The following is a 15,094-nucleotide window of genomic DNA, read 5'->3' on the forward strand; positions in this document are numbered from 1 at the left end:
CATCGAGAGCTTCTCGATGCCGTCCCGGTCGGCGGGTTCGAGCGCGGCCCGGAGCACTTCGGCACGGTCCAGACCGGCGCGCCTGGCGGTCGGTTCCGCAGCTGACCGCGCTCCGGCGGTACCAGGCGGAGATCGACGAGCTGATCGCCGAGGGCGACCGGGTGGTCGCCAGGATCACCCAGAGCGGCGTCAGCTCCGGCGCCCACCCGCGGATGCCGCGGCCGACCGGGCGCGCGTTCCGCACCGAGGCGGTGTTCGTCCTCACCGTCGGCGACGGTCCGATCAGCGAGATCCGCGGCGTCTCGGACCGTCGCGGCCGCTTCCTGCAGCCGGGTTGGGACTGGCCGACGGCCGACTGACCGGCCTTCAAAAGTGGAGGTAGGCAGCTTTGATGCCACCGCGTATGGTCGGTCGAATGAGTCTCAACCCCTTCTTCGGGCCAAGCACCCTGGCCTACGAACTGCCGCCCTTCGCCGAGATCCGGGAAGAGCACTACCTGCCGGCCTTCGAGCGGGGCATGGCCGAGCAGCTCGCCGAGATCGCCGCGATCACGGCGAACCGGGAGCCGGCGAGTTTCGAGAACACCGTGGTGGCGCTGGAGCGTTCCGGAGCCCTGCTGCGCCGGGTCGAGCTGGTCTTCGCCAACCAGTCGTCCTCCGACGGCACCGCGGCGGTGCAGGAGTTGGACGCACGGATCAGCCCCCGGCTCGCGGCGCACCAGGACGCGATCCTGCTCGACCCGGCGCTGTTCGCCCGGTTCGACACCCTCCACCAGGTCCGCGCGGGCCTCGGCCTCGACCCCCAGTCGCTGCGGCTGCTGGAGCGCCACCACAGCGCCTTCGTCCGCGCCGGCGCCCGGCTCGGCGCCACCGAGCAGCAGCGGCTGCGCGAGATCAACGCCCAGCTCGCGACCGATGCCGCGGCCTTCCGCAAGAACCTGCGCACGGCCGACAAGGAGCGGGCGATCGTGCTCGACCGGGCCGAGGAGCTGGCCGGCCTCTCGGCCGACGCCGTCGCCGCGGCCGCCGAGAACGGGCGGGCGCTCGGGCTGGACGGCAAGTACGTGCTGAGCCTGAAGAACATCTCCAACCAGCCCGAGCTGGCCCAGCTGACCGACCGCGCGCTGCGCGAGCGGCTGCTGACCGCCGCCCTCGGCCGCGCCGCCGGGACCAACGGCCCGCTGGCGATCCGCCTGGCCGGGCTGCGGGCCGAGCGGGCCGAGCTGCTCGGCCACCCGAGCCACGCCGCCCATGTGGTCGCCGACGAGACCGCCGGCAGCGTCGAGGCCGTCGACGCCCTGCTCGCCCGCCTGGTCGCGCCGGCCGTCGCCAACGCCGAGCGCGAGCGGGCCGAGCTGGGCAAGGCCGCCGAGGCCGACGGCATCACCGAACTCGCCGCCCACGACTGGGCGTTCTACGCGGAGCAGGTCCGCCGGACCTCCTACCAGCTGGACGCCTCGGCACTGCGCCCGTACCTGGAGCTGGAGCGGGTGCTGCACGACGGCGTGTTCTTCGCGGCCGGCCTGGCCTACGGGCTGACCTTCACCGAGCGCGCCGACCTGACGGCCTACCACCCGGACGCCCGGGTCTTCGAGGTCTTCGAGGCCGACGGCACGGCGCTCGGCCTCTTCGTGGCGGACTTCTTCGCCCGGGACACCAAGCGCGGCGGCGCCTGGATGAACGAACTGGTCGAGCAGTCCGAGCTGCTGGGCCGGCGGCCGGTGGTGGTGAACAACCTCAACATCGCCAAGCCGGCGCCGGGCGAGCACGCCCTGCTCACCTGGGACGAGGTCCGCACCCTGTTCCACGAGTTCGGCCACGCCCTGCACGGCCTGTTCTCCGCGGTCCGCTACCCGCTGTTCACCGGCACCGCGGTGCCGCGCGACTTCGTCGAGTTCCCCTCCCAGGTCAACGAGATGTGGATGACCTGGCCCGAGGTGCTGGCCAACTTCGCCCGGCACCACGAGAGCGGCGCACCGCTGCCGGAGGAGCTGCTGCGGCGGCTGGAGGCGGCGGAGAACTTCGGCCAGGGCTTCCGCACGGTGGAGTACCTGGCGGCGGCCCTGCTCGACTGGGCCTGGCACACCCTCCCGGCCGGCCAGGAGATCGCCGACGCCGAGGAGTTCGAGGCGCGGGCGCTCGCCCGGGCCGGGCTGCTGGTCCCCGGCATCCCGCCGCGTTACCGCACCAGCTACTTCAGCCACATCTTCGCGGACGAGTACAGCGCCGGGTACTACGCCTACATCTGGTCCGAGGTGATGGACGCCGACACCGTCGAGTGGTTCCGGACCAACGGCCGCCCGGTGCGCGAGAGCGGCGGGATCTTCCGGGCCGAGCTGCTCTCCAGGGGCGGCAGCCGCGAAGCGCTGGAGTCCTTCCGGGCGGTGCTCGGCCGCGACCCGCGGACCGAGCCGCTGCTGGCCCGGCGCGGGCTCGGCTGAGCCGCTCGGTCAGCGGGGGGCGAGGGTCACCGTGACGCTCGCCCCCGCGCGGACGCCCGGCAGCAGGATCCCGGCCACCCCGGCCCGGTCCGCCTCCGGTTGCCGGACGTCCACCACCGCGGCCCGGGCCCCGGCGACCGTCACCCGGACGCCGTGCGGGTAGGCACCGGCGGGCAGCACCACCTCGGTCCGGCCCGGGGTTCGCCCCGCGATGAAGGTCAGCGACCAGCGACCGCCGTCCCGGTAGCCCTCGGAGACCGGCCGCCCGGCCAGCGCGGCCGGGTACGGGCCGAAGGCCGGCTCCTCCCCGGGCGCGGGCCGGCCGTCCGGGCCGGGCGCGCAGTAGCCGCCGGTGCCCCGGCACCAGTACCACATGGTCCAGCCGGCCGCGAAGCCGGACATCGCCTCGACCTGACGGCGGACCAGCTCGGCATTGCCCGGTGTCCGGGAGTTCGGAGGGCCCCACTCGCCGACCAGGACCGGCAGCCGGTGCGCGGCCGGATACGCGGAGATCGCGGCGGTGTAGCGCTCGACGAAGCCGCCCGCCGGATCCCAGTCCCGGCCCGCCTCGACGGCGGTGTCGTAGAAGTGCGGCGCGTAGCCGAGCCGGTCCGGGCCGGGGCGCGGGTCGGACAGGGCGGGCAGCTGGGTGGGCACGCCCTGGCCGACCAGGACGGTCGGCTCCACGAACAGCCAGGAGCGGTCGTCCACCCGGCGGATCGCGGTGATCAGCCGCCGGTACATCGCGGGCAGCCGGTCGCGCTCCAGCGCCGCCGAGGCCGCCACCAGCACCGCGGGGTCGGCCGGGTCGCCGTCGATCGGCCCGGACGGCTCGTTGAACAGGTCGTAGCCGAGCAGCGAGCGGTGGCCGCGCAGTTCGGTGGCCAGCCAGGTGTAGAACCCGGCCTGCAGGCGGCGCAGGTCGGCGTCGTCGTACAGGTGGCGGAAGGCGGCCTGGACGGCGGGCTGGAAGTACCCGGCGAACCAGTCGTCCGGGTCCTCGACGAACGGCAGGCCCTCGTCCCGGGTGGCCCAGAGCGGGATGCCCCGGTCGCCGCCGCCGAACTTCGGCCCGTAGACGTCCTGGTGGAAGTCGATCACGGCCAGCAGCCCGTACCGCTCGGCCCAGCCCAGCACCCGGTGCAGCCGGTCCAGTTCGGCCCGGTCGTAGCGGCCCCGGGCCGGCTCCAGCCTGGTCCAGGAGACGGCCACCCGGACCAGGGTGAAGCCGCGGGCGGCGATCGACCGGAGGTCGGCCTCGGTGGCCTCGCCGTACTTGTCGAGGTTGAAGCCGCGCAGCTGCAGGACCCGCCCGGCCTCGTCCGTGAACAGGGTGCGGCCGTCGGCGGTGGTGACCGTCCCGGTGGGGAACGCGGCCACGGGGCGGCCGTGTTCGGCGGGTACGGTGCCAGCTGTGGCTGTGGCTGTGGCTGTGGCTGCGGTGGCCGCGGGGGTGGAGGTCAGCACGGCGGCGACGGCCAGGCACAGGGCGGCGGCGGAGCGGCGAACGCGCACAGGACACCTCGAAGGGGGCTCAGGGCGGGGGTTCAGGGCGGCGGTGCGGGCCGATCCTGCCCCATGGCGGTGCCCCGCACAAGAGGTGAGCATGACTCATGTTCAGTTGATCTCCGCTGGTGGCGACGGTGGATCAGTCGGCCTGCGGTGCGGCCTGCGGTGCGGCCGCGACGGCTCCGGGCAGGTCGCCCGCGGCGGCCAGCCGGCCCCAGAGCAGGTCGGCGAGCGCCTGCACCATCCGGGCCCGCGGGCAGGGCCGCTGCTCCAGCCACCAGTCGCCGGCCGCCAGCACCATCCCGGTGACCGCCCGGCCCCAGGTTTCGGAGAGCAGCGGGCCGTCGGCGCCCAGGTCGACCTGGGTCTGCACCGCCTTGGTGATCTCCTCGGCGATCTGCCGCAGGGCCGGGGCCAGCGCGTTGCCCGCGCCGGTCGGATCGCCGCCCTCCGGGTGGGTGAGCAGCCGGTACACCTGGGGCCGGGACTCGATCGCGGCCAGGTAGGTGTCCAGCACGTGCTCCACCCGGTCCCGGCGCTCCAGCGGCTCGTTGAGCGCCGCCCGCACGGCGGCCAGCAGCCCGCTGGTGTGGCGCTCGGTCAGCGCGCCGATCAGGCCGTTCCGGTCGCCGAAGTGCCGGTAGAGGATCGGCTTGGTGATGCCGGCCTCGGCGGCGATCGCGTTCATGCTGGCGCCGGGCCCCTCGCGCTGGACGACCCGGTCGGCGGCGTTGAGCAACTGCTCGCGGCGCAGCTCACCGGTGGGCTGGGCGGGGGGCGTCGGCACAGTGCTGGCTCCTGCGTTCGGGGGCGTGGCGGGCGTTGACAGGCGTTACCAATCAGTAGCAGACTCCCTTGATGTTACCCGAGGTAACACGCCCTGCGGCGCGGGCCGCCACCAAGGCCCGCACCCGGCCCCCCGCACCCCTGACCGCACCCCTGACCGCACCCCTGGCCGCGCCGCCGACCGCACCGCCGCACCGCGGTGCGGGCCGGCGCGCGACCCGATGCGAGAACCGCCGCGCGACCCGAAGCGCGAACCCGTCGACCGGAGGCACCATGAGCACCTTCTCCCTGGACCCGGGCCCGGACCAGCTGGCCGTCCGCGACTGGCTGCACGGCTTCGCCGCCGACGTCATGCGGCCGGCCGCCGCCGAGTGGGACGAGCGCGAGGAGACCCCCTGGCCGATCATCCAGGAGGCCGCCAAGCTGGGGATCTACTCGCTGGACTTCTACGCCCAGCAGTACTTCGACCCGTCCGGCGTCGGCATCCCGATCGCCATGGAGGAGCTGTTCTGGGGCGACGCGGGCCTCGGCCTCGCCATCGTCGGCACCACGCTGGCCGCCGTCGCCGTGCTCGCCAACGGCACCGACGAGCAGATCGGCACCTGGGCGCCGCAGATGTTCGGCACCCCGGACGACGTCAAGCTGGCCGCCTTCTGCTCCTCCGAGCCGGACGCCGGCTCGGACGTCTCCGCGCTGCGCACCCGGGCGGTGTACCAGGAGGCCACCGACGAGTGGGTGCTGAACGGCACCAAGACCTGGGCCACCAACGGCGGCATCGCCCATGTGCACGTGGTGGTCGCGACCGTCGACCCGGCGCTCGGGGCGCGCGGGCAGGCCTCGTTCATCGTGCCGCCGGGCACCCCCGGACTGGCCCAGGGGCAGAAGTTCAAGAAGCACGGCATCCGGGCCTCGCACACCGCCGAGGTGGTGCTGGACGGCGTCCGGGTGCCCGGGCACTGCCTGCTCGGCGGCAAGGAGAAGCTGGACGAGCGCCTCGCCCGGGCCCGCGAGCGGGCGGCCGGCGGCGGGGCGGCGCGCTCGGGCGCCGCCGGTACCGGGAAGAACGCGGCGATGGCCACCTTCGAGGCCTCCCGGCCGGCCGTCGGCGCGCAGGCGATCGGGATCGCCCGGGCCGCCTACGAGGTGGCGCTGGACTACGCCATGACCCGGGAGCAGTTCGGCCGGCCGATCATCGACAACCAGGGTGTGGCCTTCCAGCTGGCGGACATGAAGACCAGGATCGACGCCGCCCGGTTGCTGGTCTGGCGGGCCTCCTGGATGGCGGCCAACAACCAGCCGTTCACCGCCGCGGAGGGCTCGATGTCCAAGCTCTACGCCGGTGAGACGGCGAAGTGGGTGACCTCGCAGGCGATGCAGATCCTCGGCGGCAACGGCTTCACCCGGGAGTACCCGGTGGAGCGGATGCACCGGGACAGCGCGATCTACACCATCTTCGAGGGGACCAGCGAGATCCAGCGGCTGGTCATCGCCCGGGCGATCTCGGGGCTGCCGATCCGCTGAGCGCCGCCGCCCAGAGGCGCCCGGGCCGTTGGCCGGGGCGCCCGGGGCCGTCGCCCGGGGTGCCCTCAGGGGGTGCCCTCAGCGGGCGGCCTCAGCGGGCGGCCCAGAACACCAGGCCGGCCGTCAGGGCGCCGACCACGCTGCCCGCGACGGTCTGGGCGGGCGTGTGATCCCGGAGCAGCACCCGGGACCACCCGACCAGCGGGACCAGCGGGTACGCCAGCAGCCACCAGGGCCCGAGCGCGATGGCCACGCAGATGATCGCGCCGCTGGTCACGGCGGTGTGCACGGAGATCTTCCACCAGACGGTGACCAGCAGCAGCGGCACCAGCGAGGCGAACATGGCCAGCACCATGGCCGTCATGTCGGCCGGTGCGTCCAGCAGCACGAGCGTCACCAGGCTGGTCAGCACCGAGAGCATCACGAACGGCAGCACCACCAGCCGGCGCTGCCGGCGACCGACGTGCCGGTCCTCGATCCGGCCGCGGCGCATCCCGTGCCGGATGAACCAGGTCGGTATGACGGCCGCGAACAGCGCGGCGAACACCGCCCAGCCGAGGCCGACCAGGCCGTAGCGGCCCACGCCGACCAGCGGCAGAGCGGCGATGATCACGTTCTTGGGCTCCACGCCGTCGGTGATCAGCCGGGCCCGGCGGTGCTGCCGGGAGGCTTCGGGCCCGGCGCTGGTGGGCCCGTCGACCGCGCTCCCGCCGGTCGGGTGCTCGTCGGGCAGGGGCGGAGCCTGGGTGTCCATCAAAAGCCGATCCATAGGCGGAAAGCGTCGCTCAGAATTGTGGCTCACGCCGTTCCAGGAACGCGGCCAGCCCCTCCCGGGCGTCCGGCGCCTGCCGGGACTTCTGCGCCCACGGGGCCAGTGCCTGGGCGGCCTGCTCAGGCGGGACGGACAGCGCCGCCTTCACCGCGCCGATGGTCTGCGGCGAGCGCCGGCTCAGCAGCCGGGCGAACTCCGCCGCCCGGGAGTCCAGTTCGGCGGCCGGCAGCACCTCGTCGACCAGGCCGTACCGCTCCGCGCGCCCGGCGGTCACCAACTCGCCGGAGAACAGCAGGTACTTGGCCCGGGCCGGACCGACCAGCCGGGTCAGCCGGAGGGTCGGCGCCGCCGGGTAGACCACACCCAGCTTGGCCGGGGTGATGCCGAACCGGGCGTCCTCGGCGGCGAACCGCAGGTCGCAGGCGACCGCCAGCTGGCAGCCGCCCCCCACGCAGGCGCCGTGCACCACGGCGAGGGTGGGCTGCGGGAAGGCCGCCAGGGCCTCCTCGGCCGCGACGTTCTCCGCGTGGTAGGCCTCGGCCCGGTCCGGATCCGCGTACACGGTGGCGAGTTCGGTGATGTCCGCGCCGGCGGAGAAGGTGCCGACGGCGCCGGTGAGCACCAGCGCCCGGACGTCCGGGTGGGCGGCCAGCCGGCCGAGCACCCCGGGGATCCCCCGCCACATCGCCCGGGTGACGGCGTTGCGGCGGGCCGGGCGGTCCAGCACCAGGGTGGCGACGGCGCCGTCCACCTCGGCGCGCAGGCCGTCCACTCCGGTCTCGACCGGCTCGACCATCACTGCCTCCGGGGTGCTGGGGATGTCCGCCTCACCCTTGCACAGCGGCTCCGTCCGGGACCACGGCGGTCACTGTGATCTCCACCAACTGGCCGGTGTAGCCCAGGCAGGAGACGCCCAGCAGGGTCGAGGTGTGCGGCCCGTCGGCCAGGCCCGAGGCGTCCACCACCTCCCACACCTCGCTGAGCGCGCCGGGGGTGGGGGAGACCACGTGGACGGTGCTGGCGACCACCTGGGCCAGGTCGCTGCCGATCGAGTGCAGGGCCGACTCCAGATTGGCCAGCACCTGCCGGGTCTGGGCCACGTGGTCGCCGGGGCCGACCAGCTGCCCGTCGGCGTCCAGCGGCACCGCCCCGGCCAGGAAGGCCAGCCGGGTGCCGGCCTCCACCACCGCCGTGTGCGCGTAACCGGGCGGGGGGAACAGGCTCGGGACGGTGCTGCGGCGGATCATTCGCGGGGCTCCTCGGTCGCTCGGTTCCTCGGCTCCGCACGATGATCGGACGCAACAGGCCCGGTGTCACCCGGATTACGCCCCGGCGCCCGGCCACTCGTGGGCCAGCACCGACCACACCTCCATGTCGTGCCGGACGCCGTTGTGCAGGAAGTACTCCCGCAGCACTCCGTCCCGGCGCATCCCCATCCGCTGCGCGACCGCGCGGCTGCGGAGGTTGTGGCTGGTGTTCCACCACTCCACCCGGTGCAGGCCGCGCTCGACAAGCGCGTAGTCGATCAGGTGCCGGACCGCCGCGGTGATCAGGCCGCGGCCCTGCCCGGCGGGCTCGCTCCAGACGCCGACCTCGCAGGTGCCGGCGGCGGGGTCGAAGTGGACGAACATCACCCCGCCCACCAGGGTGCCGTCCAGCCAGATGCCGTGGATCCGGCCGGTGTCGGTGGCCTGCCGGTCCGCGTACCCCTGGAGGGTGGCGCGGGCCGAGTCCAGGTCGGTGGAGCGCGAGGCCCAGGGGATCCAGGGGTCGATGCCGGATCGGGCCCGGTCCATGTGGGTCAGGAACTCCTCGGCCTGCCAGGGCTCCAGCGGGCGGAGTTCGGCGTCCTCGGTGAGCGGTACGGCGTACACGGCGGGCCTCCGGGTCGGGCGTGCGGGCGGTGCGGGCGCGAGCTCGACCAGAGTACATAACAAACGTTTGGTAGGTACCATGGCGGCCATGACGCCTGCCCGTGGAGACCATGAAGCCCGTCGCGCCGATGTCTCCGAAGCGGTCTGGCGGGTGCTGGCGAACGGCGGCTTCGGCGCCCTGACGCTGCGCGCGGTCGCGGCCGAGATGGGCGCCTCCACCGGGCTGCTCACCCACTACTTCCCGAACAAGAGGGCGCTGGTGCGGCACGCCCTCGAAGTCCTGGACCGGCGCTCGGCGGGGCGGGCGCGCCCGGGTGTCGACGAGGCCGCCCCCGGGCTGGCGACGCTGCGGGCGGTCCTGCTGGACATCCTGCCGCTGACGGCGGAGGGCGCGGCCGACAACCGGATCTGGGTCGCCTCCTGGGACGTGGCGCTGGCCGACCCGGAGCTGGCCGCGGAGCACGCCGAGCGCTACCGGCGCTCCCGGCTGCGGATGGCCGGGCACGTCGCGCGGGCGCGGCGGCTCGGTGAGCTGCCGGCCGAGCCGGGGCCGGTGGATCCGGCGGCGGGAGTGGGGGTGGGCGGGCTCGGGGGCACGGGCGGTGCGGGCGGCGAGGGCGGCGAGGGCGGCGCGGCCGGTGCGGGCGGCGAGGGCGCGGTGGATCCGGCGGACCTGGAGGTGGCCGCCGCGGTGCAGAGCTACGTCCTGGGGCTGGTGGTGCAGGCGCTGTTCGCGCCGCAGGAGTTCCCCCCGGAACGCCAGATTCGCTTGGTCGACCGCTATCTGGCGGCGCTCTCGGCGGCTGCCGCGCCCGGCGCCGTGCCCGGTGCCGTGGAAGGCCGTGCTCCGGGCTGCTCGACGGGCTGAGCCCGGCCGGCCGGATTGCCGCCCGGGTCATTCGGGCGGGGCGTCGGCGCCCCCAGCAGGATTCGAACCTGCGACCTACCGCTTAGAAGGCGGGTGCTCTATCCGCTGAGCTATGGGGGCCGGGCGGGGTGTCAGGCCGGGAAAACCGGCCTTCGACTGCGCTGAGTGAGGGACTGCGGACGCATTGTCGCGACCGCGGTAGGTCTCTCGGGTACCCGGTGGGCGGGCGCCACCCGACCCCTGGCCGGGGGCTGGATGTTCCGGGACAGGATACGGGTGTCGGGATCCTCCACCGGGCGTTCAGGTGTCGGGTCGGGTGTGTCGGCCTTGGTGGAGCGGTCCGATAATCGCAGGTGGTGGCCGGACGTGCAGCGCCCTGAGGGGCCTTGGAGCCGGACGTTGTGCACTCGTTACGGGGCTGCCTCCCCACCCGTTATGGATTCGGTGCGGAGAATACCCGGCGGTAGTGACGGGTGGGGGCCGGATTTGGGTTAGTTCGGTCGGATGACATGCCCCGGGCGGGCGGCTGGCCACTCGTTCGGGTCCTGGTGGGATGTGCGGTTTGCGTGATTCGTTGTCATGTCCGCGAGGATGAGAGAGTTCCCAACCTTACTGAATTCAGGGTTGATTAACCCGGTCGAGGTATTCGGGTTATCCACATGCGGGACTTTTCCACAGGGATTTCGACGTGCTCGGCGGGTGCTGTCGATTGGGGTCACTCTGATCTCCGGCGGATTGCTCCGGGAATGCCCCGGCGGGATTCCGCTCCGGGTTCGGCCGGCGCCCGCAGCCGGTCGGTGCGGGCCGGTGAATGGCGGCCGGCGGGTGTCCGTCCGCGGTGGCCGAATGGCGGTCGGCGGGTGGGGCTGCCCGGCGGCCGGCGGGTGGGTGACGAGTGGGCCGGCGGCGCGCCGGCCCGGAAACAAGGGGTGTGTGGTGAACGAGACCCTGGTGACCATGGTCGGGAACGTGGCCTCGGTGGTCAGCTACGCGCAGACGGCCGCCGGAGTGCCGGTCGCCAACTTCCGCATGGCGACCACGGAGCGGCGCTTCGACCGGGGCAGCGGTGACTGGGTGGACGGTGACACCAGCTGGGTGACGGTGGTGGCCTGGCGCTGGCTGGCGACCAACCTGGTCAGCTCGGTGAGCAAGGGGGATCCGGTGGTGGTCAGCGGCCGACTGAGGGTCAAGGAGTGGGAGGAGGAGGAGCGCAGGCGGGCGGTGGTGGAGATCGACGCCCGGGTGGTGGGCCACGACCTCTCCCGGGGCACCTCGGCGTTCCGTCGGGCCGTGCAGGCGAAGCCGGAGCTGCTGGTGGGTCAGGCCGCGGCGGCCCGCGCCGGTCGCGCCGAGCTGCCGCCGGCCGTCACATCGGTGGAGCAGGCCCTGCCGGGCTGGATCGTCGCGGCGGTCGAGGCCAGGCGGGTTGCGGGGCCGGCCGGGGTGTCCGATGTGGGCGATGTGGGCGATTCGGGAGGGGAGTTGGCCGCCGATGGAGGTGGCGGGTGAGGCGCGTGGTGGAGTTGTGTCGGGCCGGGGGGAACTTGTCGACTAAGGTTCAAATCTGACCGAAATACCGGCACTTCGTGGGCCGTGGAGTGCAGTCGGGCACAAAGCCCACAGGGTCATGGAATCGACGGGCCATTCTGTCGAAGCGTCAACAACTGTTGATGATCAGCTGTTTGATAACGATATAGCCACGGAACTGTCCTGGTTTGCTACTACGGTTTGAACATCGCGGCAGGTCAATAGGATGCGTCTGGTCCACACAGGTGCAGTGGCGTCACAGGGGGCGCCGCTTTGCAGGGGCGACCGGCCACGAGCGCGGTCAAGCCCGAAGGGATCAACACATGTTCCACAAGCAGGGGCGGGCTCTCTCCCGGATAGCCACTGTCATGCTCGCATCGAGCCTGGCGGTCGCTGGCGGGGCCTTCGCGGCAGGTGCGGCTCCGGCCGCCGAGGGGGAATCGGGTTCGGGGATCACCGCGACGATCCAGCCGACCATGCTGAGCGGACCGGTGCAGGTCGATGCCAACCACAAGATCGACGGTGGCCTCTTCACTCTGCTGACCTCCGACGGCAAGAAGATCCAGACCTACTGCATCGACGTCGACCACGGCGTCGACATCAAGGGCGAGATCAAGTACCAGGAGTCGGACTGGTCCTCCAGCTCGCTGGGTGCCCCCGGCAAGGCCGAGGCGGCCGGCAAGATCCGCTGGATCCTGGAGCACTCCTACCCGAAGCTCGACCTCGACACGGTCAAGAAGGCCGCCGGCGTGAGCGGTGACTTCACCAAGGAGGACGCGGCCGCCGGTACCCAGGCCGCGATCTGGCGCTTCTCGGACAACAAGACCACGGCCACCCCGCTGGACGCGGAGGCCAAGCAGCTCACCGAGTACCTCGCGGGCTCCGCGAACACGGGCATGCCGGAGCCCAAGCCGTCGCTGGACCTCGACCCGGCCTCGGTCAACGGCAAGTCGGGCACCAAGCTCGGCCCGTTCACCCTCAACAGCAGCGCCGAGTCGGTCAAGCTGTCGGTCTCCGACGACGCCTCCGGCGGCAAGGTCAAGCTGCTCGACAAGGACGGCAAGGCCGTCTCGACCCTCACCGGTCCGATCGCCAAGGACACCCAGCTCTTCCTGGACGTCCCGGCCGGCACCGCGGCGGGCTCGGCCAAGGTCAACGCCACGGCGACCACCGTCGTGCAGACCGGCCGAGTGTTCCTGAGCATCGGCTACACCCCCGAGAAGCACAGCCAGAGCATGATCCTGGCCGGCTCCGAGGAGGTCACGGTCAACAAGAACGCCCAGGCCACCTGGACCCAGGCGAAGGGCCCGCAGCTGTCGGCCGCCGCCAAGATCGACTGCACCAAGAACGGCGTCCAGGTCACCGTCACCAACGGCGGTGACGAGGCGGCCGACGTGACCGTCGCTCCCGGCAAGACCGTCAACGTCGCCCCGGGCAAGACCGAGACCGTGCTCGTCCCGGTCGCGGAGGACGCCTCGTACAAGATCAAGGTGACCGGCCCGAACTTCACCAAGGAGTTCAGCGGCGTCCTGGACTGCAAGGTCTCCAGCACCACCGGTGGCACCGGTGGCGCGACCCCGTCCGCCTCTCCCTCCACCCCGCCGACCGGCACCACCACGGGCGGTGGCAGCCTGGCCTCCACCGGTGGCGGTAGCGGCACCGGCATCATCGCCGGCGTCGCCGGCGCCCTGGTCGTCGCCGGTGCGGGTGCGGTCTTCGCCCTGCGTCGCCGCGGCCGCCACGGCCGCAACGCGGCCTGAGGCGACTGCCGCCCGACCACCGGGCCTGACCTCCGGGTCTGAGTGCTGAGACGGTCCCGTCCCCCGCGATCCGCGGCGGGCGGGACCGTCCGCGTCGGGGCCGCCGGAGGGCGGCCGTTAGGGCGGCGCCGCCCGGTGCGGCACAATGGAAGGCTGCAAGCCGATTACTCACGACGACGCCGGAGCGATCTCACGTGGCGGAATTCATCTACACCATGCGCAAGGTGCGCAAGGCACACGGCGACAAGGTCATCCTTGACGACGTGACCCTCAACTTCCTCCCCGGAGCGAAGATCGGCGTCGTCGGCCCGAACGGCGCGGGTAAGTCCACCGTGCTGCGGATGATGGCCGGCCTCGACCAGCCCTCCAACGGCGAGGCGTACATCTCGCCCGGGTACACGGTCGGCATGCTCCTCCAGGAGCCCCCGCTCGACGAGTCCAAGACGGTCCTGGAGAACGTGCAGGACGGCGTCAAGGAGGTCAAGGGCAAGCTCGACCGGTTCAACGAGATCGCCGAGCTGATGGCGACCGACTACTCCGACGCGCTGCTCGAAGAGATGGGCAAGCTCCAGGAGGACCTGGACCACGCGAACGCCTGGGACCTGGACGCCCAGCTGGAGCAGGCCATGGACGCCCTGGGCTGCCCGCCCGGCGACTGGCCGGTCACCAAGCTCTCCGGTGGTGAGCGCCGCCGCGTGGCGCTCTGCAAGCTCCTGCTGGAGGCCCCGGACCTGCTGCTGCTCGACGAGCCCACCAACCACCTGGACGCCGAGTCGGTGAACTGGCTGGAGCAGCACCTGGAGAAGTACGCGGGCACCGTCGTCGCGGTCACCCACGACCGGTACTTCCTGGACAACGTCGCCGAGTGGATCCTCGAGCTCGACCGCGGCCGCGCCTACCCCTACGAGGGCAACTACTCCACCTACCTGGAGGCCAAGCAGTCGCGCCTCAAGGTCGAGGGCCAGAAGGACGCCAAGCGCGCCAAGCGGCTCAAGGAGGAGCTGGAGTGGGTCCGCTCCAACGCCAAGGGCCGGCAGGCCAAGTCCAAGGCCCGCCTGGCGCGGTACGAGGAGATGGCGGCCGAGGCCGACAAGATGCGGAAGCTGGACTTCGAGGAGATCCAGATCCCGCCGGGCCCCCGCCTGGGCAGCATCGTCGTCGAGGTCAACAACCTCTCCAAGGCCTTCGGTGAGAAGGTCCTGATCGACGACCTCAGCTTCACCCTGCCCCGCAACGGCATCGTCGGCGTGATCGGCCCGAACGGCGCCGGCAAGACCACGCTGTTCAAGATGCTGCTGGGCGAGGAGCAGCCGGACGCCGGCACCGTCAAGGTCGGCGACACCGTCAAGGTCAGCTACGTCGACCAGGGCCGCGCCAACATCGACCCGAAGAAGACCTTGTGGGCCGTCGTCTCCGACGAGCTCGACTGGATCAACGTCGGCCAGGTCGAGATGCCGTCCCGCGCCTACGTCTCCGCCTTCGGCTTCAAGGGCCCGGACCAGCAGAAGCCGGCCGGGGTGCTCTCCGGTGGTGAGCGCAACCGCCTCAACCTGGCGCTCACCCTCAAGCAGGGCGGCAACCTGCTGCTCCTCGACGAGCCCACCAACGACCTCGACGTCGAGACGCTCTCCTCGCTGGAGAACGCCCTGCTCGAGTTCCCGGGCTGCGCCGTGGTCATCTCCCACGACCGCTGGTTCCTGGACCGGGTGGCGACCCACATCCTCGCGTACGAGGGTGAGAGCAAGTGGTTCTGGTTCGAGGGCAACTTCGACTCGTACGAGAAGAACAAGATCGAGCGGCTGGGCGCCGACGCCGCCCGTCCGCACCGGGCCACGTACAAGAAGCTGACCCGAGGCTGAGTCGTTCGCATTCCGAGCCGTCCACAACCGGACGGCCGGCGGCAACGCCGATGCAACAACGGCCCGGCAGGCTGCCCCTGGGGGGTGGTCTGCCGGGCCGCCGCCCTGAGGGCCGTCCGACGGCCCGCGCGGACGGCGGACCGGGCCGCGAGCGGCCCTTCGAACGGAGGAGATTCAC

General features: G+C 72.5%; 13 protein-coding genes and 1 tRNA gene. 7 read left to right on the forward strand and 7 right to left on the reverse strand.

Annotated features, from left to right (window positions below):
• Positions 1–131: 131 nt before the first annotated feature.
• Both AB0K43_RS04880 and AB0K43_RS04885 read left to right on the forward strand, forming a co-directional pair.
• A complete protein-coding gene (locus AB0K43_RS04880) occupies positions 132–359 on the forward strand; it encodes an ester cyclase (RefSeq protein WP_363636261.1) in 228 nt (75 codons plus the stop codon).
• Between the two features lie 56 nt (positions 360–415).
• Positions 416–2,440, forward strand: a complete 2,025-nt coding sequence (locus AB0K43_RS04885; protein ID WP_363635825.1) for a M3 family metallopeptidase — start codon at positions 416–418, stop codon at positions 2,438–2,440.
• A gap of 9 nt (positions 2,441–2,449) precedes the next feature.
• On the opposite strand, the gene AB0K43_RS04890 is transcribed toward AB0K43_RS04885, so the two are convergent.
• Both AB0K43_RS04890 and AB0K43_RS04895 read right to left on the reverse strand, forming a co-directional pair.
• Positions 2,450–3,820: a cellulase family glycosylhydrolase gene (locus tag AB0K43_RS04890; protein ID WP_363635827.1), complete on the reverse strand. Its 1,371-nt coding sequence runs from the start codon at positions 3,818–3,820 to the stop codon at positions 2,450–2,452.
• Between the two features lie 268 nt (positions 3,821–4,088).
• Positions 4,089–4,736 carry a TetR family transcriptional regulator gene (locus tag AB0K43_RS04895; RefSeq protein WP_363635829.1) on the reverse strand — a complete coding sequence of 216 codons (648 nt, stop codon included), beginning with the start codon at positions 4,734–4,736 and terminating at the stop codon, positions 4,089–4,091.
• A gap of 272 nt (positions 4,737–5,008) precedes the next feature.
• On the opposite strand from AB0K43_RS04895, the gene AB0K43_RS04900 reads away from it, so the two are divergent.
• On the forward strand, positions 5,009–6,256 hold the full coding sequence (locus tag AB0K43_RS04900) for an acyl-CoA dehydrogenase family protein (RefSeq protein ID WP_363635831.1): 1,248 nt from the start codon (positions 5,009–5,011) through the stop codon (positions 6,254–6,256).
• Positions 6,257–6,347: 91 nt separating this feature from the next.
• On the opposite strand, the gene AB0K43_RS04905 is transcribed toward AB0K43_RS04900, so the two are convergent.
• The 4 genes from AB0K43_RS04905 to AB0K43_RS04920 all read right to left on the reverse strand — a co-directional run bounded on the left by AB0K43_RS04905 (position 6,348) and on the right by AB0K43_RS04920 (position 8,902).
• Positions 6,348–7,010, reverse strand: coding sequence for a hypothetical protein (locus AB0K43_RS04905; protein WP_363635833.1), 663 nt, complete (start codon positions 7,008–7,010; stop codon positions 6,348–6,350).
• A 31-nt stretch (positions 7,011–7,041) separates the two neighbouring features.
• A complete protein-coding gene (locus AB0K43_RS04910; protein WP_363635835.1) occupies positions 7,042–7,824 on the reverse strand; it encodes an enoyl-CoA hydratase/isomerase family protein in 783 nt (260 codons plus the stop codon).
• 31 nt (positions 7,825–7,855) lie between these two features.
• Positions 7,856–8,275, reverse strand: coding sequence for a RidA family protein (locus AB0K43_RS04915; protein ID WP_363635837.1), 420 nt, complete (start codon positions 8,273–8,275; stop codon positions 7,856–7,858).
• A 75-nt stretch (positions 8,276–8,350) separates the two neighbouring features.
• Positions 8,351–8,902: a GNAT family protein gene (locus tag AB0K43_RS04920; RefSeq protein ID WP_363635839.1), complete on the reverse strand. Its 552-nt coding sequence runs from the start codon at positions 8,900–8,902 to the stop codon at positions 8,351–8,353.
• An 88-nt stretch (positions 8,903–8,990) separates the two neighbouring features.
• Here AB0K43_RS04920 and AB0K43_RS04925 point away from each other — a divergent pair, with 88 nt between their 5' ends.
• Positions 8,991–9,770: a TetR family transcriptional regulator C-terminal domain-containing protein gene (locus tag AB0K43_RS04925; RefSeq protein ID WP_363635841.1), complete on the forward strand. Its 780-nt coding sequence runs from the start codon at positions 8,991–8,993 to the stop codon at positions 9,768–9,770.
• A gap of 47 nt (positions 9,771–9,817) precedes the next feature.
• Here the strand turns inward: AB0K43_RS04925 and AB0K43_RS04930 are convergent.
• Positions 9,818–9,890: transfer RNA gene (locus AB0K43_RS04930), tRNA-Arg, on the reverse strand.
• An 816-nt stretch (positions 9,891–10,706) separates the two neighbouring features.
• On the opposite strand from AB0K43_RS04930, the gene ssb reads away from it, so the two are divergent.
• The 3 genes from ssb (at position 10,707) to ettA (ending at position 14,916) form a co-directional block, all read left to right on the forward strand.
• Positions 10,707–11,279: a single-stranded DNA-binding protein gene (gene ssb / locus AB0K43_RS04935; protein ID WP_363635843.1), complete on the forward strand. Its 573-nt coding sequence runs from the start codon at positions 10,707–10,709 to the stop codon at positions 11,277–11,279.
• Between the two features lie 386 nt (positions 11,280–11,665).
• Positions 11,666–13,057, forward strand: coding sequence for a Cys-Gln thioester bond-forming surface protein (locus AB0K43_RS04940; protein ID WP_363635845.1), 1,392 nt, complete (start codon positions 11,666–11,668; stop codon positions 13,055–13,057).
• Between the two features lie 194 nt (positions 13,058–13,251).
• Positions 13,252–14,916, forward strand: a complete 1,665-nt coding sequence (gene ettA / locus AB0K43_RS04945; protein ID WP_363635847.1) for an energy-dependent translational throttle protein EttA — start codon at positions 13,252–13,254, stop codon at positions 14,914–14,916.
• Positions 14,917–15,094 lie beyond the last annotated feature (178 nt).

It is taken from the genome of Kitasatospora sp. NPDC049258, from assembly GCF_040678895.1.
Lineage (GTDB): Bacteria > Actinomycetota > Actinomycetes > Streptomycetales > Streptomycetaceae > Kitasatospora.